The following is a 23,646-nucleotide window of genomic DNA, read 5'->3' on the forward strand; positions in this document are numbered from 1 at the left end:
GTGACGTAATGACGCCGCCCACGCGAAAAGCACGATTTGCCTCGTTCCGCATCCCCGCCTTCCTGTCCGCCCCCCTGCTGGCCCTGACGTTCTCCTGGTTACCTGGCGCTGCCCAGGCATCCCTTCCTTCCGCCGATGCCGCCCGCGGCTCGTTGTCCGGCCTGAGCCTGGCACACGAACCCACCGTGCCCACCCTGCGCGAACGCGTGGTGCAGGCCGGCCTCTCCGCCATCGGCACACCGTATAGCTGGGGCGGCGACGACGCCGCCGAAGGCTTCGACTGCAGCGGCCTGGTGCTGTTCGTGTACCGCGAAATCGCGGGCCTGGAACTGCCGCGCACCGCCCGCCAGCAGCGCACCCACGGCGACATGGTGTCCAACAAGCAGCAGCTCAAGCCCGGCGACCTGGTGTTCTTCGCCACCCGCGGCCGCGGCACCACCTCGCACGTGGGCATCTACATCGGCCAGAACAAGTTCGTGCACGCCCCGCGCCGCGGCGCCAAGGTCCGCGTGGACGAAATGAAGAACCCGTACTGGTCCAAGCGCTACGTCGGCGCGCGCAGCTACATCGACCAGGCCCAAGGCCAGATGGTCGCCGGCCGATAAATGTAGGCCCCAGAGAAAGGGCCCCCACGCCACACACGCCTTGCGTGCTTGCTGCCCCCCTAGGGGGCTGCCCGCCCTTGGGGCGGCCCGGCGCACGGGCAGCTGTTCTAGCATGAGATTGGTGCGCCACCCCAGGCTGCCCCGCCTTGGGGCGGCCCGGCGGCGGGGCGGGCTTTCTTGCGGCCGATAAAAAAAGCGCCCAGTGGGCGCTTTTTTTGCTGCCTTGCCAGGCGGCTGCCTAGCCACGCCCCACGAACGGCATGTTGGTGGCCATGATGGTCATGAACTGCACGTTGGCTTCCAGCGGCAGGCGGGCCATGGCGGCGACGGCCTGGGCGACGTGGGCGACGTCCATGCGCGGCTCGACCTTGGTGCTGCCGTCGGCCTGCAGGATGCCCGCCGCCATGCGCTCGGTCATCTCGGTGGCGGCATTGCCGATGTCGATCTGGCCGCAAGCGATGTGGTATTGGCGGCAATCGAGCGAAATCGATTTGGTCAGGCCCGTCACGGCGTGCTTGGTGGCCGTATAGGCGATCGAGAACGGACGCGGCGCATGCGCCGAGATCGACCCATTGTTGATGATGCGGCCGCCCTGCGGCGTCTGGGCCTTCATGACGCGGATCGCGGCCTGGGCGCACAGGAACATGCCGGTCAGGTTGGTATCGACCACTTCGCGCCAGAGCGCCACCGGCAGCTCTTCGATCGGCATCGCGGGCGCGCCGCGCCCGGCATTGTTGAACAGCACGTCCAGACGGCCATATTCGCGTTGCGTGGCATCGAACAGCTCGCGCACCGCCTGCTCGTCGGACACATCGGTAGGCACCACCAACGCCCTGACGCCGTCTTCGCCCGCTGCCGTGCGGGTAGCCTCGAGCGGTTCGCGCCGGCGGCCCGCCAACACCACGCGATAACCCTGCGCCAGAAACTCCAGCGCCACCGCGCGGCCTATGCCGGTGCCAGCGCCCGTGACCAGGGCTACGCGCGGGGGGTCGATCTCGTTCGTGTGCATGGAATTCTCCTTGTTATCGATCGGCGAAATGCTACCCGAATCAATCTGGCCATGCTGCAAGCGAACGTTCCATCATTGCCCGTCGGCCACCTCGGCGACGCAAGCAAATGAAACGGCGCGCGCCACATCAATCACGATGCGATGCCCTGATCTGTCACAACCTTTTATATAATTTCTGGAAATTAGCTTATTACTCAAAATCAATAACCGGACGGAGACCTCCTCCATGCCTTCACGGCCCCTGTCTTCACGGCCCCAGTCATTGCGGCCCCTGCCCATCCGTTTGCAGCCCTTCTTCCTGCGGTCCTGTACCGTCGCCCGCTGGGCGGGCGCGCTGGCCCTGGGCGCCAGCGCCCTGGCCAACGCCCAAAGCGCACCTGACGGCCAACAGATCAGCACCCAGGGCGCCAACGGCGCGCCCGCCTGTGTCACCTGCCACGGCGCGAAGGGCGAAGGCAATGCCGTCGCCGGGTTTCCGCATCTGGCGGGCATGGGCGCCGCCTACCTGGCCGAGCAGCTCGAAGCCATGGCCAATGGCTCGCGCGTCAGCCCGGTAATGGCCGCCACCGCCAAGGCACTGAACCCTGCCCAGCGCCAGGCCGTGGCGCAGTACTACGCGCAGCTGCCTTCGCCGCTGAACATCGACCGCCTGGCCGCCACCGCACAGCCGCCCGCCAAGGCGGACGACACCGGCGCCTGGCTCGCTAACCGCGGCGCGTGGGACAAGAACGTGCCCGCATGCAATCAGTGCCACGGCCCCGGCGGCATCGGCGTCGGCGCCAACTTTCCCAGCCTGGCCGGCCAGCCTGCCGCCTACATCGCCGGCCAGTTGCGCGCCTGGCGCCAGGGCCAGCGTCCGCCCGGCCCGCTGGGCCTGATGCCCGCCGTCGCCACCCGCCTGACCGACGCCGAGATCGACGCCGTGTCCGCCTATTACGCCGGCCTGCCCAAGGCGGCCGACCTGCTTGCCGCGCAAGCCACCCCCGCCGCGGGAGCCAAGCCATGAATCCGATGTCCCGCCGACTCAGCCGCGCCACCGCCCGGCTCGCCGCGCTGACCCTGACCGCCGGCCTCGCCGCCACCGCTGCCCACGCCGCCGGTCCCGTCACCGACGCCCGCCCCGCCTTCACGCCGCCCACCGCCGCCTCGCTGCCCGACAGCGAGTTCGGCAAGATCGTGCGCCAGGGCGAACAGATCTTCCTGCACACCCCGCAGAACGCCGCCAAGTTCGTCGGCAACGACCTGAACTGCGCCAGCTGCCACCTGGACGCCGGCCGCCGCGCGGATTCCGCGCCAATGTGGGCCGCCTACGTGCTGTATCCCGCCTACCGCGCCAAAAATGGGCACGTCAACACGCTGGCCGAACGCCTGCAAGGGTGCTTTCGCTTCAGCATGAACGGCAAGGCGCCAGCCGCCGACGACCCCGTGCTGACGGCCTTGCAGACCTACATGTTCTGGCTGGCCAGCAAGGCGCCGACCGGCGTTGCGCTCAAGGGCCAGGGCTACCTGAAACTGCCTGCGCCGGCCCAGAAGGCCGATTACGTGCGCGGCAGCGAGGTCTACGGGCAGTACTGCGCCGTCTGCCATGGCGACAAGGGCCAGGGCCAGAAGAACGGTACGCACTGGGTCTTCCCTGCGCTGTGGGGCCCGGACTCGTTCAACTGGGGCGCAGGCATGCACCAGATCGGCAACGCCGCCGGCTTCATCAAGGCCAACATGCCGCTGGGCCAGGCCGGCATGCTGAACGATCAGGAAGCCTGGGACGTGGCGTATTTCATGAACGCGCACGAACGCCCGCAGGACCCGCGCTATACCGAATCGGTTGCCAAGACCCGCGCCAAGTATCACGACTCGGACGACTCGCTGTATGGCCTGGAAATCAACGGCCACCTGCTCGGCAGCGACTCGCCCGCGCCGGGCGGCAAACTGGTGCAGGCGGCTGCCAAATAATCATCGACAGATAATCGGCAGCGCTCAACGCAAAATCGCGCGGCGCGGCGGGTTTTCCCCCTGCCGCGCCGCGCGATTTGCTATCCTTCGGGTCTCAGCATCACACGCACGTCATATTCATGCACGCCAACCCCGGAAATGTCTTCATGGTCGTCGCACCCAGCGGCGCCGGCAAGTCCAGCCTGGTCAAGGCCTTGCTCTCGCAAGATCCCGCCATTCTCCTGTCTGTCTCCTGCACGACCCGCGCCCCGCGCCCCGGCGAAGAAGACGGCCGCGAATACCGCTTCATCGGCGCCGAAGAATTCAAGCAGTTGCGCGAAGAACAGCGCCTGCTGGAATGGGCCGAAGTGCACGGCAATTTCTACGGCACCCCGCGTGATCCCATCGACGCCGCCACCCGCGAAGGCCGCGACGTCCTGCTCGAAATCGATTGGCAAGGCGCGCGCCAGGTGCGCCAGCGTTTTCCGGCCGCGATCGGCATTTTCGTGCTGCCGCCGTCCATCGAAGAACTCGAAAGCCGGCTCAAGGCGCGCGGCCAGGATGCCCCGCAAGTCATTGCGCGCCGCCTGATGGCCGCGGGGGGCGAAATCGCCCACGCGCCTGAATGCGAATATGTTATTATTAATCAAGAATTTAGCGTAGCCTTGTCGGAACTGACTCAAATCGTCAGCGCCGCGCGGCTACGTTTTTCGTCTCAGGCCGCCCGCCATGCTGAATTGTTTGCGCAACTCGGCATCCCGGCCGCGCACTGAAACGAATCCGCATTCTCCCTATCCTCCATCAGCACCAGGTGTCCTAATGGCTCGCATTACCGTCGAAGACTGTCTGAATCAGATCCCCAACCGTTTCAAGCTCACGCTGGCCGCCACGTACCGCGCCCGCGAGCTGGCGCAAGGCCATGCCCCGCGCCTGGACAGCAAAGACAAGCCCACGGTCACTGCACTGCGCGAAATCGCAGGCGGCCTAACCGGCGTGGAAATGCTGCGTAAAGTTCCCACCTGATACTCTCCGGGGGGCGGCAAGCATGGCTTTTCCCGGGCTGAAGTACGCTTCATCTGGTCTGCTTGCCGCGCTACGTGCCGGCTCCCGTCTTGGGCGCCGCACGGGCAAGAAAGACAAGAATCCCTCCACGCCAGCATCCGTCGCCGCGCAAGAAGCGGCTGACGCGACCGCCTCGCCGGTCGCTTCGCTGGCGCCGCTGACCGAAATCATCGGCAGCTATCTCGACAAGAAAGATGTAGAACGCGTTCGCGAAGCCTATCGCTTCGCCGACCAGGCACACCTGGGCCAGTTCCGCGCCAGCGGTTCGCCCTACATCTCGCACCCCATCGCCGTCACCGAAATCTGCGCAGGCTGGAAGCTCGACGTCAACGCGTTGTCCGCTGCCCTGCTGCACGACGTGATGGAAGACCAGGGCATCGCCAAGCACGAGCTGGCCGAGAAATTCGGCCCTGAAGTCGCCGAACTGGTCGATGGCCTGTCCAAGCTGGACCGCCTGGACTTCGCCACCAAGGCCGAACAACAGGCCGAAAGTTTCCGCAAGATGCTGCTGGCGATGGCGCGCGACGTGCGCGTCATTCTCATCAAGCTGGCCGACCGCCTGCACAACATGCGCACGCTGGATGCGGTCAACCCTGAAAAGCGGCGCCGCATCGCCCGCGAAACGCTGGACATCTACGCGCCCATCGCCCATCGGCTGGGCCTTAACCTGCTGTTCCGCGAACTGCAGGACCTGTGCTTTGCGGCCATGTACCCCAACCGCTACCAGGTGCTGTACAAGGCCGTGCTGGCCGCGCGCGGCAACCGCCGCGAGGTCATCGGCAAGATTGCCGATTCCGTGCGCGCCGCGCTGCCGGCCGCCGGCATCGAAGCCGAGGTCACCGGCCGCGAAAAGACGCTGTATGGCGTCTATCGCAAGATGGTGGACCAGAAAAAGTCCTTCTCCGACGTGCTCGACATCTATGGCTTCCGGGTCATCGTGCACACGCTGCCCGAATGCTATCTGGCGCTGGGCACGCTGCACCAGCTGTATCGCCCGGTGCCCGGCAAGTTCAAGGACTACATCGCGATTCCCAAGGTCAACGGCTACCAGTCGCTGCACACGACGCTGGTGGGCCCCTACGGCACGCCGGTGGAATTCCAGTTCCGCACCCGCGACATGCATCACGTGGCCGAAGAAGGCGTGGCGTCGCACTGGCTGTACAAGGGCGCCGACCTGACCCTGAACGACCTGCAAAAGCGCACCCATCAGTGGTTGCAGTCGCTGCTGGACATTCAAAGCCAGACGGGCGATTCGGGCGAATTCCTCGAACACGTCAAGGTCGACCTGTTCCCCGACGCGGTCTATGTGTTCACCCCGCGCGGCAAGATCATCTCGCTGCCGCGTGGCGCCACGCCGGTCGACTTCGCCTACGCCATCCACACCGACATCGGCAACCAAGCCGTGGCGGCCAAGGTCAATGGCGAATTCGTGCCGCTGCGCACCGAACTGAACAGCGGCGACACCGTCGAAATCGTCACCTCGCCCGCATCGCGCCCCAACGCCCAGTGGCTGAACTACGTGCGCACCGGCCGCGCGCGTTCCGAAATCCGCCACTACCTGCGCACGGTCAAGTACGAAGAGTCCGTGGCCTTCGGCGAGCGTCTGCTAGGCCAGGCCCTGCAAGAACTGCACATGCCGCTGCCGGCCACCGACGATCCGGCCTGGCAGAAACTGGCGCGCAGCACCGGCGCAAGTTCGCGCGAGGAAATCCTGGCCGACATCGGGCTGGGCAAGCGCCTGGCCGCCGTGGTGGCGCGGCGTTTTGCGCCCGAACATCAATTGGTGGCCACCACCGCCGCCGCAGTGGACGAACTGACCTCGGCCCGCAGCGCCCCCATCCTGATCCAGGGCAACGAAGGCCAGGCGGTGCAGTTGGCGCCCTGCTGCGGCCCCCTGCCCGGCGACCCGATCATCGCCGGCATGCGCATGGGCCACGGCCTGGTGGTGCATACCGCCGACTGCCCGGTCGCCATGCGCCAGCGGCTGCGCGAGCCGGAACGCTGGATCAACGTTGCGTGGGATACCCACACCGCCAAGCACCTGGCAACCCGCCTGGACATCGTCACCCGCAACGAACGCGGCGTGCTGGGACGGCTGGCCGCGGAAGTCACCGCAGCCGATGCCAACATCATGCATGTCACGATGCACGATGACGCGGTGTCCACGGTATCCCTGCACCTGACCATCCAGGTCGACAGCCGCAAGCACCTGGCCCAGGTCATCCGCGCCATCCGCCACGTGCCGCAAGTGCAGAAGATTGTCCGCGTGAAAGGCTGACGCGCACCGGCGCGGGTGATGCAACCCGCGCCGACCCGCGCTGGCGGACACCTTCGGCGACATCATGACGACGGATGAAGGGGTGGCATTGCCCGGCCATTGAGTCGGGGCAAGCCAAGACGTGGAAGACAGAAGCGCCAGACAAGGTCTGGCGCTTCTGCCCCTTCAGGCGACGTGCTGAAGGAAGTCTTTCAGGCGCTGGCTGGGCGGATTGTCCAGCAGTTCGGCCGGCGGGCCGTCGTGCGCGATCTTGCCTGCGTCGATGAAGATCAGGCGGCTGCCGACCTTGCGCGCGAACTCCATTTCGTGGGTTACCACGACCATGGTCATGCCTTCTTCGGCCAGGTCGCGCATGACCTTGAGCACCTCGTGGCGCAGCTCGGGGTCAAGCGCCGAGGTGGGCTCGTCGAACAGCATCAGCTTGGGCTTGATGGCCAGCGCGCGGGCGATGGCCACGCGTTGCTGCTGGCCGCCCGACAATTCGCCAGGATAGTGGTTCATGCGTTCGGCCAGCCCGACCTTGGCCAGCAGTTGCTCGGCCAGTTCGCGGGCTTCGTCACGCGCCAGGCCGCGCGTGTGCACCGGGCCGAACATGACGTTCTGCAGCGCCGTCATCTGCGGGAACAGATTGAACTGCTGGAACACCATGCCGGCTTCGCGGCGGATCTCGCGCACTTGCGCGGCATCGCCCAGCACGCTCAGGCCATCGACCAGCAGGTCGCCGTCGTTGATGGTTTCGAGCACGTTGATGCAGCGCAGGAAGGTGGACTTGCCGGACCCGGACGGGCCCACCACCACCACGACCTCGCCCGCATCGATATTGAGCGAGATGCCATTGAGCACCATGGACTCGCCGAAGTTCTTGGTGACGTTGTGAAATTCAACCATGCTCATAGTATGCGCATCCTCTTTTCAATCAGGTGCAGGACCAGCGCCATCGTGCCCGTCAGGATCAGATAGACGATTGCAATCGCGGACCAGATCTCGACCGCGCGGAAGTTGGCGGCCATGATTTCCTGGCCTTGGCGAGTGAGTTCCGCGACGCCGATCACGATGAACAGCGACGAATCCTTCAGGCTGATGATGCACTGGTTGCCCAGCGGCGGAATCATGCGGCGAAACGCCACCGGCCCGATGATGTGGAACAGGATCTTGTGAAACGGCAGGCCCATGGCCTGGCCGGCTTCCTTCAGCCCCTTGTGCACGGACAGCAGCGAGCCGCGCACGATTTCCGAGATGTAGGCGCCGGAATTGATGATGAGCGTGACGATGGCCGCCCACTCGGCATCCACCCGGATGTTGGCCAGAAGCGGCAAGGCGAAATAGATGAACATCACCTGCACCACGATCGGCGTGCCGCGGATGACCGCGACGTACACCTGCGCAATGCCCGACAGGATGGGATGCCCGTAGGCCCGCGTCACGCCCGATAGCGCGCCCAGCAGGAAGCCGCCGAACAGGCCCCAGAAGGTGATCTTGATGGTCATTTGCGTGCCCACCCACAGGTTGGGCAACGCCTCTGTCACTACGTTCCAGTCAAAATCCACAATTACCCCTTAATAGCGTGCAACCGCGCCGCGGCATGAAGCAAATGCCGGGCGGCAAACGGCTCGGGGCCGCCCGCCGGGACCCGGCGCCACCGAAGTGGCGCCCAGGCCCCAGACTGCCGGGCGGCCCCGAATGCAGAGTCAATCAAGCTTGAACGATCAGGGCTTCTTGCCGAACCACTTCTCGTAGATGGCGTCGTACTGGCCGTTGGCCTTCAGGGTGGCCAGCGCCTTGTTCACCTGCGGCACGAGGTCGCTGCCCTTGGGGAAAGCGATGCCGTAGAAGTCGCCGCTCTTGAGCGAACCCACCACCTTGACGCGGCCCTTGCCCGCCGTGTTGGCGTAGTACTGGACGTTGGGCGTGTCGTGCACGGCGGCGTCGACGCGGCCGGTGGCCAGTTCGAGGTAGGCGTTATCGATGTTGGGGAACAGTTTCAGCTTGGCGTCCGGCACCTGGGCTTTCAGGTAGTCGACGGTGGCCGTGCCGGTCTTGACGGCGACGGTCTTGCCAGCCAGGGACTTGGCGTCCTTGATGTCGCTGTTCTTGTCGCTGACCAGGATGGCCAGGCCGCTTTCGTAGTAAGGATCGGAGAAGTCGATGACCTTCTTGCGGTCGTCGCGGATCGTGATACCGGCCAACGCGGCGTCGATGTTCTTGGTCTGCAGGCCCGGGATGATGCCGTTGAAGTCCATCGGCTGGAGCTTGTACTTCAGGTTCAGCTCTTTGGCGACGGCAGCCCAGAGGTCGATGTCGAAACCGACGTAGGTATTGCCCTGCTTGAACTCGAACGGGACGAAGGCGGTATCGGTGGCCACCACCAATTCCTTGCCTTGGGCGTAAGCGCCGGAAGCGGCGCCGAACATGGCCATGGACAGGCCGACCAAGGCGGCGGCGACTTTGCGTTTAATCATGAAACTCTCCTCTTGGGGACCCTTTGGTACCCGGGGTTGTAGTTGGGACATGATGCCGGTCACGCCGGGATCGCCGGAGCAACTTACGGCAAATCTTAACGCATCCGTCCCCACCGCAGAGAGCTTAGAAAAATTACAATCCGCATGACACCCGGAGAATCCCCATGCCCTACAAATATGTACGCATCGCCGGCAATCGCCGCCAGGTCGGCGTCGCCCTGGGCAAGCTCGCCCGGCCGCTGATGGCGGCCTACCTCGAGCAGAACGGCACGTGGGAAGCCCTGCGGCCCTGGCGCGGCCACAGTTACCTGGATCAGCTGGGCCAATTCGCGCGTGACGCCCTGCCGGCCATCTGGGAAGAACTGGAAGGCCTGGCCGAGGGGTTGCGCATGCCGCTGGCCGACGTGCTGCTCTGGAATTGCCGCGGCGACCTGCTGCACAGCAGCACCGGCGACGGCTGCACGTCAGTGGCCCTGAAGGCCGCGGACGGCACCCGCTGGATCGGCCACAACGAAGACGGCGACCCCTATCTGTATGGCCGCTGCCACCTGGTGGACGTGGCGCTGGAAGATGCGCCGGGTTACCTCAGCTTCTATTACCCGGGGTCGCTGCCCGGCCACACCTTTGCCGCCAACCGCGCCGGCCTGGTGCAGACCATCAACAACCTGCGCACGCGCCAGCGCCACCCGGGCGTGCCGCGCATGCTGCTGGCGCGGGCGGTGCTCGATTGCACCACGCTGGACGAGGCCATCGCGCTGCTGCGCGATGCGCCGCGCTCGGGCGGTTTTCACCATACGCTGGGGTCGGCCGCCGACCCGCGCATCTTCAGCGCCGAGGTCGCGCCGGGCGGCGCCTCGTTCCTGGAAATCGGCACCCGCTACGGGCACGCCAACCACATGATCCACCAGGAAACCCGGGGCCAGGCGCAGATCATCACGGATTCCTCGCGCACCCGCCAGAACCGCATCGAAGGCATTGTGGACGGCTGGTCGCCGGCCACCGGCGGCGCCGAGCTGCTGGCGGCGCTGCACGACGCCAGCGGCGACCTGCCCATCCTGCGCACCGCCAAAGACGATCCGGACGACGAAAACACCCTGGCCACCGCCATTTTCGAGATCCGCGACGACGAAGTGACACTGCGGGTCTACGACCGCAAGACGCGCGCCGATATCGCCCTGGACGTCATGACGGACCCCGACGACGAGAAAAAGCCCGATCCCGCGTAAGCGGAATCGGGCTGTCGCGGACCCCATCGCGTTGGCGACAAGGTCCGCAGCCGACGGTGGCTACCGTCCGGGATCAGGCGGCGCCGTAGCCGCCGCCCCCGGGGGTTTCTACCACGAAGACGTCGCCCGGTTGCAACTGGGCGCTGTCCTGCGGGCCCAGTTCCTCGATCGAGCCATCCAGCCGCTCGACGTAGTTGCGGCCCATGGCGGCGGGTTGTCCGCCGGCCAGGCCGAACGGCGCGAAGCGGCGGTTGTTCGACAGGATGGCCGCGGTCATGTCTTCCAGGAAACGGATGCGGCGCACGCCGCCGTCGCCGCCGCGATAGCGCCCTGCCCCGCCCGAGCCATGGCGGATCTCGTACGATTCCAGCCGCACCGGGAAACGGAATTCCAGCACTTCGGGGTCCGTCAGGCGCGAGTTGGTCATGTGGGCCTGCACCACGGACGTGCCGGCAAAGCCTTCGTCGTGCGGACCCGCGGCGTCGATCTTCACCGGGCCGGCGCCCGTACCGCCCGAGATGGTCTCGTAGTACTGGTGGCGCGCGTTGCCGAAGGTGAAGTTGTTCATCGTGCCCTGGCTGGAAGCCAGCACGCCCAGCGCGCCGTACAGCGCGTTGACGATGCACATGGACGTCTCGACGTTGCCCGCCACCACCGAGGCCGGCGGGTTCGGACGCAGCATCGAGCCTTCCGGCAGGATGATGGACAGCGGCACCAGGCAACCGTCGTTCAGCGGGATGTCGTCGTTGACCAGGGTGCGGAACACATACAGCACCGCGGCCACGGCGATGGCGCCCGGGGCGTTGAAGTTGTTGTCCAGCTGCGGCGACGTGCCGGTGAAGTCCACCACGGCGCTACGCGCCTGGTTGTCCACCCGCACCGCCACCCGGATCACCGCGCCGTTGTCCAGCGGGTACTCGTAGCTGCCGTCCTTGAGCACCGAAATCACGCGGCGCACGGCCTCTTCAGCGTTGTCCTGCACGTGGCCCATGTAGGCCCTCACCACGTCCAGCCCGAAGTGGTCGCACATGCGCAGCAATTCCTGCACGCCCTTTTCGTTGGCGGCGATCTGCGCATGCATGTCGGCGATGTTCTGGTCGGGGTTGCGCGCCGGCCAGCGGCCCGAACCCAGGATGTCGCGCGCCGCCTGTTCGCGGAATTCACCACCCTTGACCAGCTGGAAGTTCGTGAACAGCACGCCTTCGTCTTCCACCGTCTTGGAATCCGGCGGCATCGAGCCTGGCGTGGTGCCGCCGATGTCGGCGTGGTGGCCGCGCGAACCGACGTAGAACAGGATCTCGCTGCCCTTGCGGTCGAACACCGGCGTGATCACCGTGACGTCCGGCAAGTGCGTGCCGCCGTGGTACGGGTCGTTGACCACATAGGCGTCGCCCGGCTGCATGCGGCCGGCGTTGGCGTTCATGACCGTGCGCACCGATTCGCCCATGGACCCCAGGTGCACCGGCATGTGCGGCGCATTGGCGATCAGGCGTGCCTTGGCGTCGAAAATGGCGCAGGAGAAGTCCAGGCGTTCCTTGATGTTGACCGAGTACGCCGTGTTCTGCAGGCGGTAGCCCATCTGCTCGGCGATCGACATGAACAGGTTGTTGAAGACCTCCAGCATCACCGGGTCGGCCTGGGTGCCGATGGCGCGGCGCTGCGGACGGGCCTCGACGCGGCGGATCACGAAGTGATCCTGCGCCGTCAGCTCGGCTTGCCAGCCGGGTTCGACAACCGTGGTCTGGTTGGGCTCGGAAATGATGGCGGGGCCCGCCACCACGTCGCCGCCCGCCATGTCTTCACGCACGTACAGGGGCGTGTCGCGCCAGGCGCCGCCGCTGTACATCCGCACCGTGCGGCGCGCGGCCAGCGCGCTGTCGCGGGTGCGCGATGCGGGCGTTTCGGTCACGCGTTCGCCGCCGCCCGTGGCTTCGACCGAAATGGTCTCGACTACCAGCTCGCGGTTGGGCATCAGGAAGGAATAGCGCTGGCGGTAGGCCGCCTCGAAGTCGCGGCGGGCCTGCTCCAGGTCGCCATAGGCGACTTCCAGCGCGGTATCCGTGCCGCGGTACTTCAAGTGCAGGCGGCGCTGCACGCTGATGTCGCTGTCGGCCACGTGCTGGCGGCGCAGTTCGCCCACGGCCTGGCTGGCCAGCGCGTCCAGCTCGCCGGCAAGTTCGCGCATCAGGTCGGCATCGAGCACCTTTTCAACCGTCTTCTGGCGCATGTCGGTCTGGTCGGCCAGGCCCATGCCGTAAGCCGACAGCACGCCGCCCAGCGGATGCGCGAACACCGTGGTCATGCCCAGGGCGTCGGCCACCAGGCAGGCATGCTGCCCACCCGCGCCGCCGAATACCGTCAAGGCGTATTCGGTGACGTCGTGGCCGCGCTGCACCGAGATGCGCTTGATGGCCTCGGCCATGTTGCCCACGGCGATTTCCAGGAAGCCTTCGGCCAGTTGCTCGGGCGACATGTCGCGCCCGGTGGCCGCGCGTACCTCGTCGGCCATGGCGGCAAAGCGCTGCGCCACGGCGTCGCGGTCCAGCGGCTCGTTGGCCTCGGGGCCGAACACCTTGGGAAAGAAGTCGGGCTGGATCTTGCCCAGCAGCACGTTGCAGTCGGTCACGGCCAGCGGACCGCCGCGGCGGTAGCAGGCCGGGCCGGGGTTGGCGCCCGCCGAATCCGGGCCGACGCGCAGGCGCGCGCCGTCGAAATGCAGGATCGAACCGCCGCCGGCTGCCACGGTGTGGATGCTCATCATCGGGGCGCGCATGCGCACGCCGGCCACCTGGGTTTCGAACTCGCGTTCGAATTCGCCCGCGTAGTGCGAGACGTCGGTGGACGTGCCGCCCATGTCAAAGCCGATGATCTTGTCGAACCCGGCCTGTTCGCTGGTGCGGACCATGCCGACGATGCCGCCGGCCGGGCCGGACAGAATCGCGTCCTTGCCTCGGAAGCGATGCGCGTCGGTCAGGCCGCCGCTGGACTGCATGAACATCAGGCGGATGCCGGGCAATTCGCCGGCCACCTGGTCCACGTAGCGCTTGAGAATAGGCGACAGGTAGGCGTCGACCACGGTCGTGTCGCCACGCGAGACGTACTTGATCAGCGGGCTGACCTCGTGCGAAGCCGACACCTGCGTAAAGCCTACTTCGCGGGCGATGCGGGCGGCGCGCTGCTCGTGCCCGGCGGCGTGCCAGGCATGCATGAACACGATCGCCACGGCACGGATGCCGCTGTCGAATGCGGCCTGCATGTCGCGGCGCAGGCCGGCTTCGTCCAGGTCGCGGATCACTTCGCCGTCGGCGGCGACGCGCTCGTCGGCCTCGACCACGCTTTCGTACAGCATTTCGGGCAGCACGACGTTGCGGTCGAACAGGCGCGGACGGTTCTGGTAGGCGATGCGCAGACCATCACGGAAACCGCGGGTGGTGACCAGCAGCGTGCGTTCGCCCTTGCGTTCGAGCAAGGCGTTGGTGGCCACGGTGGTGCCCATCTTCACGCATTCGACCTGCTCGGTGGGCACCGGCTGCCCGGGCGCGATGCCCAGCAGCTTGCGGATGCCCGCCACGGCGGCGTCGCGGTACTGCTCGGGATTTTCCGACAGCATCTTCGCGGTGGTGGTCGAGCCATCGGGGCGGCGCGCCACGATGTCGGTGAAGGTGCCCCCACGATCAATCCAGAATTGCCACTTCATAAGTATCCTCGGGTACGGGAAGCCGCCGCGGCGCAGGCGTCACGGCGGGTTGCAGGTTCGGGGGCTGGCCCCGCGTATCGGTTATAGGGAGGTTGCCGCGCGCGCCGCCTGGTCGTACAGGCCGGACAGCGCGCGCAGGGTGTGCGCCAGCTGGCGGCTGAATTCCAGGCCGCCCCCGCCCGGCGCATCCAGGCCGGCGGTGAGGCATTGCTCGCGGATTTCGCCATAGCGCTTGATGATGGCCGCGCCTTCGGGCGTGACGCTGTAGAACACTTCCTTGCTGGCGCGCTCGCCCTTGACCACGCCCAGGCGGTCCAGCTTCTTGAGCGCGTAATTGACGATGTGCGTGTCTTCGACGTTGAGCGTGAAGCAGATGTCGGCCAGCTTCTTGGGACGCTGGCGATGGAACACGTGGTGAAACACCATGACGTCGGTAGGCGTCAGGTCCGGCAGACCTGCCGCCGCCATGCAGCGCACCGTCCAGCGGTCAAAGGCGTGGCTGGCGATCATCAGGCCGAATTCGACTTCGGACAGATCGGGCGCGCTGCCCCCGGCCAGGTGGGCCGACGAGGCAATCAACGTGGAGGTCATAGAGGCCGGGCTACAAGTTTATCTGTGCGAAATACTAATAATTTATCTATATTTCATCAATAAAAAATAAATCAGGGACGCAAAAAATCCCTCATTTCGAGGGAATACCCTGAGAGGAAAGCGCGCAGCAGACGCACTTTCCTGCCCTGCAAGCGCGCTACGGCGCGTCCCAACCGGCGGGCAAGTGCGCGCGGATCAGCGAGCCGGCAATCGAGATGCGCGCCGCGATGTCAGGCATCGGGTCGCCCGGCCCGAACCAGCGCGCGTCGGCAATCTCGTCTTCCTGCACCCGGATGTCGCCGGACACGTATTCGGCGGTGTAGGCCACCATCAGCGAATGCGGGAACGGCCAGGACTGGCTGCCGAAATACTTCAGGTTGCCGACCTTCAGGCCCACTTCTTCGTAGACCTCGCGGTGCACCGTCTGCTCGATGCTTTCGCCCGGCTCGACGAAACCGGCCAGCGCCGTGTAGCGCGACGCCGCGTTGGTGGTGTGGCGGGCCAGCAGGATGCTGTCACCCTTGCGGATCAGCACCATCATCGCGGGCGAAATGCGCGGGTAGGCCGAAAAGCCACAGGCCGGGCAACGCTGGCAGAACTCGCCGGCCACGCGCACCGTGGCGGTGCCGCAGGCCCCACAGAAACGGTGCGTACGCGCCCATTCCGCGATCTGGTAGGCGCGGCCGGCCAGCGCCATGCGTTCGTCGTCGAAGACGCCGAACAGCGAACGCAGCTTCTTGAAGGCATAGCCGTGCGGCGGTTCGACGCCCGGTTCGACGTGGACGGTGCGGGCCGGCGATTCCGGCGCGGCCCAGACCGGTTGCAGCCCTTCGGCCGCCACGCCCGCCCGGACACAGGCGTCCAGGTCGGGCAATACGCTGGACGCTTCTTCGACCAGCAACTCATCACGACGGAAAACGAAATTCACACAAGCCTCTGCGGCACGATTCAACGTTGGAATCTTAGAAGAAAAACGCGCGCTGCGATGCATCGCGCAACGCCCTGTCTCAATGATTCAAGCTTCAACCATTCAGGCGTGACGGTCCTAGGAATTACCCGTAAATGCGTGATTCGGGGAACTTTGTGACCAATTGGCAACATAGAATGGCACGGCTTTTCAGCTCTGCGTCATGTTGCGCCGCGCTCTTTTTTTCGCAATGCCCACCGGGCCCCTGCCCGCATTCCTCATTCGCAAAGAAGGACCATCATGTTCAAGAAGCTCTCGCTGCTGACCGGCAGCCTCGCCCTGGCATTCAGCGCGGCCGCCCAGGCCCAGACCAAGTGGGACCTGCCCAGCGCCTACCCGGCCAGCAATTTCCACGTCGAAAACCTGACCACCTTCGTCAAGGACGTCGACACGCTGTCCGAAGGCAAGCTCAAGATCACGCTGCACAACAATGCCTCGCTGTACAAGGCGCCCGAAATCAAGCGCGCGGTGCAAGGCAACCAGGCGCAGATCGGCGAGATCCTGCTGACCAACTTCGCCAACGAAGACCCGATCTACGAACTGGATGGCCTGCCCTTCCTGGCCACCGGCTACGACGCATCGTTCAAGCTCTACCAGGCGCAGAAGCCGTTCCTGGAGAAAAAGCTGAACGCCCACGGCATGACGCTGCTGTACGCGGTGGCCTGGCCGCCCCAGGGCGTGTTCGCCAACAAGGACATCAAGCAGATCAGCGACATGAAGGGCCTGAAGTGGCGCGCCTACAGCCCGGTGACGGCCAAGATCGCCGAACTGGTCGGCGCCCAGCCCGTGACCGTGCAGCAGGCTGAACTGGCACAGGCCCTGGCCACCGGCGTGATCGACTCGTACATGTCGTCGGCTTCGACCGGCTACGACACCAAGACGTACGAATACATCAAGAAGTTCTACGACACCCAGGCCTGGCTGCCCAAGAACGCCGTGATCGTGAACAAGAAGGCCTTCGAGGCGTTGGACCCGGCGACCCAGGAGGCCCTGAAAAAGGCGGGCGCGCAGGCCGAAGAACGCGGCTGGAAGCTGTCGCAGGAAAAGAACAAGTGGTACCAGGAAGAGCTGGCCAAGAATGGCATGGAAACCATCAAGCCGACCGTCGAGCTCAAGGAAGGCCTGTCGGTCATCGGCAAGCGCATGCTTGACGACTGGCTCAAGAAAGCAGGCGCTGACGGCCAAGCCATGATCGACGCCTACAAGAAGCAGTAATCGATACCATGCGCCGCTTTCTAGATGGTCTTTACGGCGCGGCCGGCCTGTTGGCCGGCCTGTGCACGATCGGTGTACTGGTGTCGGTGCTGGCCGCGATCATCGCGCGCCAGCTCGGCCTGAACATCCCCGGCACGGATGCCTATGCCGGTTATTTCATGGCCGCGGCCGGTTTCCTGGCGCTGGCCAGCACGTTCAAGCACGGCGAGCACATCCGCGTGACGCTGCTCCTGAACGCGCTGTCGCCGGCCGGCAGCCGCCGCCTGGACATGTTTGCCCTGGGCATGGGCTGCCTGATGGCCGCCGCCTTCGCGTTCTTCAGCGTCAAGCTGGCCTACGACTCGTGGCAGTTCAACGACATTTCGACGTCCAACGACGCCACGCCGCTGTGGATTCCGCAGCTGAGCATGGCCGCGGGCACGCTCCTGTTCCTGGTCGCCCTGCTCGATGAGCTGGTTCGCCGTTCACGCGGCCTGGCCGCCGCCACCTCGCAGCAAACCCATGAATGAACTTCTCGTCATTACCTTATTGGTCGTCTCGATCTTTGCGCTGCTGGGCTGCGGCGTCTGGGTCGGCCTGACGCTGGCGGGCACCGCCTGGATCGGCATGGAGATCTTCTCCAGCCGCCCGGCCGGCGACGCCATGGCCGTCACCATCTGGGGCGCCTCGTCCAGCTGGACCCTGACCGCCCTGCCCTTGTTTTTGTGGATGGGTGAAATCCTGTTCCGCACCCGGCTGTCCGAAGACCTGTTCAGGGGTCTGGCGCCGTGGCTGAACCGCCTGCCCGGCCGGCTGCTGCACACCAACGTCATCGGCTGCGCGATCTTCGCGGCGGTGTCGGGGTCGTCGGCCGCCACCTGCGCCACGGTCGGCAAGATGACCATTCCCGAGCTGACCCGCCGCGGCTACCCCGAGGAAAAGATCCTGGGCACGCTGTCGGGCGCCGGCACGCTGGGGCTGCTGATCCCGCCCTCGATCATCATGATCGTCTATGGCGTGGCGGCGGACGTGTCCATCGCCAAGCTGTTCATCGCCGGCATCGTGCCGGGCATCTTGCTGGCCCTGTTGTTCATGGGCTACATCGCCTGGTGGGCAATCCGCAACCCCGGCCAGGTGCCGGCGGCGGACCCGGGCCTGACGTTCATGGAAAAGCTGTCGCACTCGCGCCACCTGATTCCCGTGATGCTCTTGATCGGCGCCGTGCTCGGTTCGATCTACACCGGCATCGCCACGGCCACCGAGGCCGCGGCGGTGGGCGTGGTGGGCGCGCTGATCCTGTCGGCGCTGCAGGGGTCGCTGAACCGCAGCACCTTCATGCAATCGCTGCTGGGCGCCACCCGGCTGTACTGCATGATCGCGCTGATCCTGGCCGGTGCGCAGTTCCTGACGCTGGCCATGGGCTACATCGGCCTGCCGCGGGCGCTGGCCGAATGGATCGGTGGACTGGGCCTGTCGCAGTTCTGGCTGATCATGGCGCTGATGGTGTTCTTCATCATCCTGGGCTGCTTCCTGGACGGCATTTCCATCGTCGTGCTGACCATGGGCGTGCTGCTGCCCACGGTGCAGGCGGCCGGCATCGACCTGATCTGGTTCGGCATCTTCATCGTTTTCGTTGTGGAAATGGCACAGATCACCCCGCCGGTGGGCTTCAACCTGTTCGTGCTGTCGGGCATGAGCGGGCGCGAACTGCCCTACATCGCGCGGGCCTCGCTGCCGATGTTCTTCCTGATGATCCTGGCGGTGCTGCTGCTCTATGCCATCCCGGGCATTGCCACGTGGCTGCCGCTGCACATGACGCTTTGAGCGCCTCTGCCTGCCCCAAAACCCCGTTCTTGCAACGGGGTTTTTTTTGGAACAATCACGGGATTGTTTCAACAATCGTGTTTTTTGGAATTCTGTAAACCCAGGGAAAACGCCAAAAAGATAAAACAACAACACAACCCGTAACTTTTTTAGAATCCCCGTGGCGTTCTGGTTGCGCACCAAGATGGCGCATGAACGCACAAACGGCCAACGCTCCGGACCCGCGCCAACCCTGGCGTCGGTGCGACGGCCCAGCTCCAGGCGAACCGCCAGGCGCGACCAGCCGAGTCACAAGCCCGGCTCACGCTAAGAACAGAAACATCTAGGAGAAGCCTTCGTGAAACGCATCACCCTCTCTCTCGCTGCAGCCGGCCTCGGCCTTGCCGCCGGCGCCGCTTCGGCGGAAACCAGCGTGACCCTGTACGGTATCGCCGACGTCAGCATGCGCTACGTCAACACCAGCTCCGGCTCGACCGGCGTGGACGGCAGCCGCATCTCGATGGAAAACGGCGCCATCTCGAACAGCCGCTGGGGCCTGCGCGGCTCGGAAGACCTGGGCGACGGCAACCGCGCCTTCTTCCGCCTGGAGCAAGGCTTCAACGTGCAGAACGGCCGTGCGTCCGACACCAGCAAGACCTTCAACCGCCTGGCCTACGTCGGCCTGGACGGCGGCAAGATCGGCGCGCTGACCCTGGGTCTGCAAAACACGGTGATCCAGGACCTGATGGCGGACTACTTCGATCCGCTGACCGTCGGTAACTACAACGAAAACTCGTGGCTGCCCGCTGCCATGGGCCGCGTGCGCAACAACAACACCGTGCGCTACTCGAACACGATCGGCGACCTGGCCGTGATCGCGTCGTGGGCCAACGGCGACCGTTGGGACGACAAGAAGGCCGGCCAGCAAATGGGCATCAGCCTGCGCTACACCGCCGGCCAGCTCGGCCTGGGCGGCGCGTTCATGAAGACGTACCAAGGCACCGATTCCGACCTGCGCCAGCAAGTCTGGAACCTGAGCGCCTCGTACCAGTTCGAAAGCGCCAAGATCTTCGCCGGTTACTTCAATGGCCGCGACCAGACCGGTTGGGTCAACGCCGTCATGGGCGGCACCACCACCGCCCAGCTCGACCGCAAGGACAACGGCTACTTCGCCGGCGTGACCTGGCAAGCCACCCCGCGCTGGGCCATCACCGGCGCCGCCTACTACGACCAAAGCAAGAACGTGGTCGAAGACGGCGACAAGGGCAAGCGCTACGCCCTGGTGGCCGTGGCCGAATACGCGCTGTCCAAGCGCACCCAGGTGTACGGCACCGTCGACTACAACAAGGTCAACGACGCTGTCACCGGCGAAATCGCCGGCCGCACCAGCCAGATCGGCGCGGGCGTGGGCATCCGCCACATTTTCTAAGTCCTTCACCGGACTCAAGGCCTACCCCCGGCCGCATAGTCAAAAGCCCATCGCGTGAGCGATGGGCTTTTTTTCGTCTGGCGTCAGTGTCCCGCTACATCCCCAGATACGCGCGGCGCACCTCATCAGACGCCGCCAGCTCGGCCGCATCGCCCGACAGCGCGATGCGCGCGCTTTGCATCACGTAGGCGCGCGCCGCCACTTCCAGCGCCTGGGCCATGTTCTGCTCGACCAGCAGCACCGACAGGCCATCGTCGCGGTTCAGCGCGGCCAGGGCGTCAAAGACCTGCTCGACCAGCAGGGGCGACAGGCCCAGGCTGGGCTCGTCGATCAGCAGCAACCGCGGGCCGCTCATCAGCGCGCGGCCGATGGCCAGCATCTGCCGTTCGCCGCCGGACATGGTGCCCGCCAGTTGCTCGCGCCGCTCTTTCAGGCGCGGGAACAAGGCGTAGACCTTCTCCAGCCGCTCCTGGTAGATGCGTTCGTCGCGTACCGTGTAGGCCCCCAGCCGCAGGTTCTGCTCCACCGGTTGGCGCGCAAACACCCGCGCGCCTTCCGGAATCATCGCGATGCCCTGCTTGACCAACTGGTCCGGCGGGGTGCCCGTGATGTCGCGCCCTTCGAAGACCACCCGGCCTTCCTTGGGCTTGACCGAGCCGATGATGGCCAGCAGCGTGCTGGACTTGCCGGCGCCGTTCGCGCCCAGCAGCGCGGCGATCTCGCCCGGGCGCACTTCCAGGGACACGCCGCGCACGGCCTGCACGCCGCCATAGGCCACGCTCAGGTTCTCTACCTTCAACATCACTTCAGGCACGGTGCTTTCTCCCCAGATAGGCTTCGATCACGGCGGGATTGCGCACGATGTCCTGCGGCGCGCCTTCGGCAATCATCTGGCCGAAGTTCAGCACCAGCACCCGCTGGGCCAGCCGCATCACCACTTCCAACACGTGCTCGACGATGATGAGCGTGACCCCGGCGGCATGGATGCCGCGCAGGATCTCCGCCAGCGCAATGGCTTCGGCCGGGTTCAGGCCGCCCGCCACTTCGTCCAGCAGCAGCATGCGCGGCTCGGTCGCCAGCGCGCGCGCCAGCTCGACCCGCTTCTGCCCCGCCACGTTCAGTTCGGCGGCCAGCGTGTTGGCGCGGTCGGCCAGGCCGACCAGTTCCAGCACCTTGGCCGAGGCGCGGCGCGCATCGGGCAGCCGCGGATGGCGCAGCAGCGCGCCGACCATGGCGTTTTCCAGCACCGTCATCTGGCCGAAGCTGCGCGGGATCTGGTAGGTGCGCACCAGCCCCATGGCCGCGACCTGCTCGGGCCGGCGGCCGATCATGGATTCACCGCCGAAGGTCACGCTGCCCGAGGTGGGCTCGTGATGGCCCACCAGGCCGTTGAACAATGTGCTCTTGCCTGCCCCGTTGGGGCCGATGATGGCGACGATCTCGCCCGCCTCGACCGACAGCGAGATGTCCTTGTTGGCGACCAGGCCGCCGAAGCGCTTGGTCAGGTCCTTAACGTCCAGCAGAGCCACGGCGCCTCCTCAATGTCACCAGACCGCCTGGCAGGAACAGGGTGACGAGCAGAATCGCCAGCCCGAAAATCAGCAGGTCCAGGCCCAGGCCCGAACTGCCCCACAGCACGCGGGTGCCTTCCGACAACGGCAACAGCACCGCCGCGCCCAGCCATGGGCCGACCAGCGTGCCCACCCCGCCCAGGATGGCCACCAGCACCACCTGCACCGACATGGTCAGGCTGAACATCGATTCCGGATCGATGAAGCCCACATACATCGCGAAGAAACCGCCCCAGACCCCGGTCATGCCCGCCGACAGCACGAACGCCAGCATCTTGTAGCGGTCGGCCGGCACGCCCAGGCTGCGCGAGGCCGCTTCGTCGCCGTTGATCGCGCGCCAATAGAAGCCCGTCTTGGAATGCACCAGGAAGTACGTGGCGCAGAACGTCAGGAACGCCAGCCCCACTGCGATCCAGTAGTACGGCACCTTGCTGCGAAACAGCAGCATCCAGGCCGCATCGCCGATGGGCGCTTCCAGCCCGACGGCGCCGCCCGCCCATTCCCAGTTGATCAGCAGCAGCAAGCCGATCTGCAATAGCGCGATGGTGGCCATGGCGAAGTAGTGGCCGGACAGGCGCAACGTCGGCCCGCCCACCAGCCAGGCCAACGCGGCGCTGATCAGCCCGCCCAGGGGAATACCCAACAGGGGCGTGAGCTTCAGGTGATGCAGCAGCAGCAAGGTGGTGTAGCCCCCCACGCCCACGAACACGCTGTGGCCGAAGGAAATGCGCCCCAGGAAGCCGCCCACCAGGTTCCAGCACGCGCCCAGCGCGCCGAACATGATGGCCAGCAGCAGCACCTGCAAGGTGAACGAGTCCGTCACCGCCAGCGGCACCGCCGCCAGCAGCACCGCCACCCCCAGGGCCACGGCCACCGGCCATTTCGGCACGCCCGAGGACGCACCATCGATTTTCTGTGTCGTCGTCATGTCACCACCGCCCGAACAGGCCGCGCGGCCGGTACCAGAGAACCAGAATGAACAGGATGAACACGCTGACCGTCTTCAAGGCGGGCGCCACGAAGTAGCCCGTCATCGCCTCGATGATGCCAATCAGGATGCCCGCGATGAACGCGCCCGGCAGCGAACCGAAGCCGCCCATGCACACCGCCACGAAGGCCAGCAGGCCGAACACCGTGCCCACCGACGGAAACACGTAGAAGAAGGTGGTCAGCAGCGCGCCGGCAAGACCCACCGCGGCGCTGCCCAGCATCCAGACCTGGGCGTTGACCCGGTCCGGCGAAATGCCCACCAGCGCCGCCACCTGGCGGTCTTCGGCGACCGCCTGCAGGGCATGGCCCCAGCGGGTGCGGTACACCAGGATGAACAGCGCCACGATGACCACCAGCGCGATCAGGCCGGTCACCACCTGCGGACGGCCCAGCGAGATGCCCGCCAGCGTCACGCTGCCGGACACCATCGTGTCAGGCAGGCTGCGGTAGTCGGGGCTGAAGGCGATGAAGGCCAGCTGGCGCAGCACCAGGCCCAGCCCGAAGGTGGCCAGGATGACCGCCATGGCCGGGCCTTTCTGCAGGCGCTTGATGATCAACGCATAGGTCAGGAATCCGACGAAGGCCAGGATGATGGCCACCAGCGGCGCGGACAGCGTGGGGTCGATATGCCCCAGGGTATAGAGCCAATAGGCGGCATACATGCCGAGCATCAGGAATTCGCCGTGGGCGAAGTTGATGACGTCGGTGATGCCCCAGATCAGCGCCAGCCCCACCGCCACCGCGGCATAGATCAGGCCGTTGAACAGGCCTGCCGAGAGAGCTTCAAACATGGAGTGCTCCTGTGGCGGGCCCCCGCGGCCCGCCACGGCTGATGA

At 65.9% G+C, this 23,646-nt stretch carries 22 protein-coding genes; 11 read left to right on the plus strand and 11 right to left on the minus strand.

Annotation, left to right across the window (positions count from 1 at the left end):
• Positions 1-8: 8 nt before the first annotated feature.
• A complete protein-coding gene (locus tag HV798_RS20530) occupies positions 9-605 on the plus strand; it encodes a C40 family peptidase (protein WP_025136485.1) in 597 nt (198 codons plus the stop codon).
• A gap of 238 nt (positions 606-843) precedes the next feature.
• On the opposite strand, the gene HV798_RS20535 is transcribed toward HV798_RS20530, so the two are convergent.
• A complete protein-coding gene (locus HV798_RS20535; protein ID WP_025136484.1) occupies positions 844-1,614 on the minus strand; it encodes an SDR family oxidoreductase in 771 nt (256 codons plus the stop codon).
• Between the two features lie 283 nt (positions 1,615-1,897).
• Between HV798_RS20535 and HV798_RS20540 the strand changes: the two genes are divergently transcribed.
• From HV798_RS20540 to HV798_RS20560, 5 genes are all read left to right on the plus strand, one after another.
• A complete protein-coding gene (locus HV798_RS20540; RefSeq protein ID WP_425486161.1) occupies positions 1,898-2,620 on the plus strand; it encodes a c-type cytochrome in 723 nt (240 codons plus the stop codon).
• Positions 2,621-2,625: 5 nt separating this feature from the next.
• Positions 2,626-3,564: a c-type cytochrome gene (locus tag HV798_RS20545; protein WP_425486162.1), complete on the plus strand. Its 939-nt coding sequence runs from the start codon at positions 2,626-2,628 to the stop codon at positions 3,562-3,564.
• 119 nt (positions 3,565-3,683) lie between these two features.
• Positions 3,684-4,316 carry a guanylate kinase gene (gene gmk / locus HV798_RS20550; RefSeq protein WP_175193732.1) on the plus strand — a complete coding sequence of 211 codons (633 nt, stop codon included), beginning with the start codon at positions 3,684-3,686 and terminating at the stop codon, positions 4,314-4,316.
• Positions 4,317-4,362: 46 nt separating this feature from the next.
• Positions 4,363-4,566, plus strand: coding sequence for a DNA-directed RNA polymerase subunit omega (rpoZ, locus tag HV798_RS20555; protein WP_006219679.1), 204 nt, complete (start codon positions 4,363-4,365; stop codon positions 4,564-4,566).
• Positions 4,567-4,588: 22 nt separating this feature from the next.
• Positions 4,589-6,883 carry a RelA/SpoT family protein gene (locus HV798_RS20560; protein WP_025136480.1) on the plus strand — a complete coding sequence of 765 codons (2,295 nt, stop codon included), beginning with the start codon at positions 4,589-4,591 and terminating at the stop codon, positions 6,881-6,883.
• 165 nt (positions 6,884-7,048) lie between these two features.
• Here the strand turns inward: HV798_RS20560 and glnQ are convergent, their stop codons facing one another.
• From glnQ to glnH, 3 genes are all read right to left on the minus strand, one after another.
• A complete protein-coding gene (gene glnQ / locus HV798_RS20565; protein ID WP_025136479.1) occupies positions 7,049-7,777 on the minus strand; it encodes a glutamine ABC transporter ATP-binding protein GlnQ in 729 nt (242 codons plus the stop codon).
• Positions 7,774-8,430 carry a glutamine ABC transporter permease GlnP gene (glnP, locus tag HV798_RS20570; protein ID WP_025136478.1) on the minus strand — a complete coding sequence of 219 codons (657 nt, stop codon included), beginning with the start codon at positions 8,428-8,430 and terminating at the stop codon, positions 7,774-7,776. Before glnP ends, glnQ begins: the two co-directional genes overlap by 4 nt.
• Positions 8,431-8,589: 159 nt before the next feature.
• A complete protein-coding gene (glnH, locus tag HV798_RS20575; protein ID WP_025136477.1) occupies positions 8,590-9,342 on the minus strand; it encodes a glutamine ABC transporter substrate-binding protein GlnH in 753 nt (250 codons plus the stop codon).
• 164 nt (positions 9,343-9,506) lie between these two features.
• Between glnH and HV798_RS20580 the strand changes: the two genes are divergently transcribed.
• Positions 9,507-10,568 (plus strand): C45 family autoproteolytic acyltransferase/hydrolase, encoded by a 1,062-nt coding sequence (locus HV798_RS20580; protein ID WP_175193733.1) that lies wholly within the window; start codon positions 9,507-9,509, stop codon positions 10,566-10,568.
• 73 nt (positions 10,569-10,641) lie between these two features.
• On the opposite strand, the gene HV798_RS20585 is transcribed toward HV798_RS20580, so the two are convergent.
• From HV798_RS20585 to nudC, 3 genes are all read right to left on the minus strand, one after another.
• Positions 10,642-14,265, minus strand: a complete 3,624-nt coding sequence (locus HV798_RS20585; protein ID WP_175193734.1) for a hydantoinase B/oxoprolinase family protein — start codon at positions 14,263-14,265, stop codon at positions 10,642-10,644.
• 81 nt (positions 14,266-14,346) lie between these two features.
• Positions 14,347-14,856: a winged helix DNA-binding protein gene (locus HV798_RS20590; protein WP_006388202.1), complete on the minus strand. Its 510-nt coding sequence runs from the start codon at positions 14,854-14,856 to the stop codon at positions 14,347-14,349.
• Positions 14,857-15,013: 157 nt separating this feature from the next.
• Positions 15,014-15,784, minus strand: a complete 771-nt coding sequence (nudC, locus tag HV798_RS20595; RefSeq protein WP_175193735.1) for an NAD(+) diphosphatase — start codon at positions 15,782-15,784, stop codon at positions 15,014-15,016.
• A gap of 279 nt (positions 15,785-16,063) precedes the next feature.
• Between nudC and HV798_RS20600 the strand changes: the two genes are divergently transcribed.
• From HV798_RS20600 to HV798_RS20615, 4 genes are all read left to right on the plus strand, one after another.
• Entirely contained in the window at positions 16,064-17,038 is a 975-nt protein-coding gene (locus HV798_RS20600; protein ID WP_175193736.1) for a TRAP transporter substrate-binding protein, read from the plus strand.
• An 8-nt stretch (positions 17,039-17,046) separates the two neighbouring features.
• Entirely contained in the window at positions 17,047-17,547 is a 501-nt protein-coding gene (locus HV798_RS20605) for a TRAP transporter small permease (RefSeq protein ID WP_175193737.1), read from the plus strand.
• Complete coding sequence (locus HV798_RS20610; protein ID WP_175216496.1) at positions 17,540-18,841, plus strand: TRAP transporter large permease; 1,302 nt, start codon at positions 17,540-17,542, stop codon at positions 18,839-18,841. The genes HV798_RS20605 and HV798_RS20610 overlap by 8 nt, the downstream gene beginning before the upstream one ends.
• A gap of 337 nt (positions 18,842-19,178) precedes the next feature.
• The gene (locus HV798_RS20615; RefSeq protein WP_175193739.1) at positions 19,179-20,249 is read left to right on the plus strand and encodes a porin; all 1,071 of its coding nucleotides are present in this window, start codon (positions 19,179-19,181) and stop codon (positions 20,247-20,249) included.
• A gap of 94 nt (positions 20,250-20,343) precedes the next feature.
• Here HV798_RS20615 and HV798_RS20620 read toward each other — a convergent pair whose 3' ends face one another.
• Genes HV798_RS20620 through HV798_RS20635 form a run of 4 tightly spaced genes read right to left on the minus strand, consistent with a single transcriptional unit; the run spans position 20,344 to position 23,601 of the window.
• Positions 20,344-21,051 (minus strand): ABC transporter ATP-binding protein, encoded by a 708-nt coding sequence (locus tag HV798_RS20620; RefSeq protein ID WP_025136469.1) that lies wholly within the window; start codon positions 21,049-21,051, stop codon positions 20,344-20,346.
• Between the two features lie 4 nt (positions 21,052-21,055).
• The gene (locus HV798_RS20625) at positions 21,056-21,778 is read right to left on the minus strand and encodes an ABC transporter ATP-binding protein (RefSeq protein ID WP_175193740.1); all 723 of its coding nucleotides are present in this window, start codon (positions 21,776-21,778) and stop codon (positions 21,056-21,058) included.
• Complete coding sequence (locus HV798_RS20630; RefSeq protein WP_175193741.1) at positions 21,759-22,748, minus strand: branched-chain amino acid ABC transporter permease; 990 nt, start codon at positions 22,746-22,748, stop codon at positions 21,759-21,761. The genes HV798_RS20625 and HV798_RS20630 overlap by 20 nt, the downstream gene beginning before the upstream one ends.
• 1 nt (position 22,749) lies before the next feature.
• Positions 22,750-23,601 (minus strand): branched-chain amino acid ABC transporter permease, encoded by an 852-nt coding sequence (locus tag HV798_RS20635; RefSeq protein ID WP_025136466.1) that lies wholly within the window; start codon positions 23,599-23,601, stop codon positions 22,750-22,752.
• Positions 23,602-23,646 lie beyond the last annotated feature (45 nt).

Source organism: Achromobacter deleyi (assembly GCF_902859705.1).
In the GTDB taxonomy this organism is placed as follows: Bacteria; Pseudomonadota; Gammaproteobacteria; order Burkholderiales; family Burkholderiaceae_B; genus Achromobacter; species Achromobacter deleyi.

What these genes read in the sequence shown, in the direction of transcription:
- HV798_RS20620 (WP_025136469.1), bottom strand. Translation starts at nt 21,051, where the DNA reads ATGTTGAAGGTAGAGAACCTGAGCGTGGCCTATGGCGGCGTGCAGGCC.
- HV798_RS20585 (WP_175193734.1), bottom strand. Translation starts at nt 14,265, where the DNA reads ATGAAGTGGCAATTCTGGATTGATCGTGGGGGCACCTTCACCGACATC.
- rpoZ (WP_006219679.1), top strand. Translation starts at nt 4,363, where the DNA reads ATGGCTCGCATTACCGTCGAAGACTGTCTGAATCAGATCCCCAACCGT.
- HV798_RS20605 (WP_175193737.1), top strand. Translation starts at nt 17,047, where the DNA reads ATGCGCCGCTTTCTAGATGGTCTTTACGGCGCGGCCGGCCTGTTGGCC.
- gmk (WP_175193732.1), top strand. Translation starts at nt 3,684, where the DNA reads ATGCACGCCAACCCCGGAAATGTCTTCATGGTCGTCGCACCCAGCGGC.
- glnH (WP_025136477.1), bottom strand. Translation starts at nt 9,342, where the DNA reads ATGATTAAACGCAAAGTCGCCGCCGCCTTGGTCGGCCTGTCCATGGCC.
- HV798_RS20600 (WP_175193736.1), top strand. Translation starts at nt 16,064, where the DNA reads ATGTTCAAGAAGCTCTCGCTGCTGACCGGCAGCCTCGCCCTGGCATTC.
- HV798_RS20580 (WP_175193733.1), top strand. Translation starts at nt 9,507, where the DNA reads ATGCCCTACAAATATGTACGCATCGCCGGCAATCGCCGCCAGGTCGGC.
- HV798_RS20635 (WP_025136466.1), bottom strand. Translation starts at nt 23,601, where the DNA reads ATGTTTGAAGCTCTCTCGGCAGGCCTGTTCAACGGCCTGATCTATGCC.
- HV798_RS20530 (WP_025136485.1), top strand. Translation starts at nt 9, where the DNA reads ATGACGCCGCCCACGCGAAAAGCACGATTTGCCTCGTTCCGCATCCCC.
- HV798_RS20545 (WP_425486162.1), top strand. Translation starts at nt 2,626, where the DNA reads ATGTCCCGCCGACTCAGCCGCGCCACCGCCCGGCTCGCCGCGCTGACC.
- HV798_RS20535 (WP_025136484.1), bottom strand. Translation starts at nt 1,614, where the DNA reads ATGCACACGAACGAGATCGACCCCCCGCGCGTAGCCCTGGTCACGGGC.
- HV798_RS20560 (WP_025136480.1), top strand. Translation starts at nt 4,589, where the DNA reads ATGGCTTTTCCCGGGCTGAAGTACGCTTCATCTGGTCTGCTTGCCGCG.
- HV798_RS20610 (WP_175216496.1), top strand. Translation starts at nt 17,540, where the DNA reads ATGAATGAACTTCTCGTCATTACCTTATTGGTCGTCTCGATCTTTGCG.
- HV798_RS20630 (WP_175193741.1), bottom strand. Translation starts at nt 22,748, where the DNA reads ATGACGACGACACAGAAAATCGATGGTGCGTCCTCGGGCGTGCCGAAA.
- glnQ (WP_025136479.1), bottom strand. Translation starts at nt 7,777, where the DNA reads ATGAGCATGGTTGAATTTCACAACGTCACCAAGAACTTCGGCGAGTCC.
- HV798_RS20590 (WP_006388202.1), bottom strand. Translation starts at nt 14,856, where the DNA reads ATGACCTCCACGTTGATTGCCTCGTCGGCCCACCTGGCCGGGGGCAGC.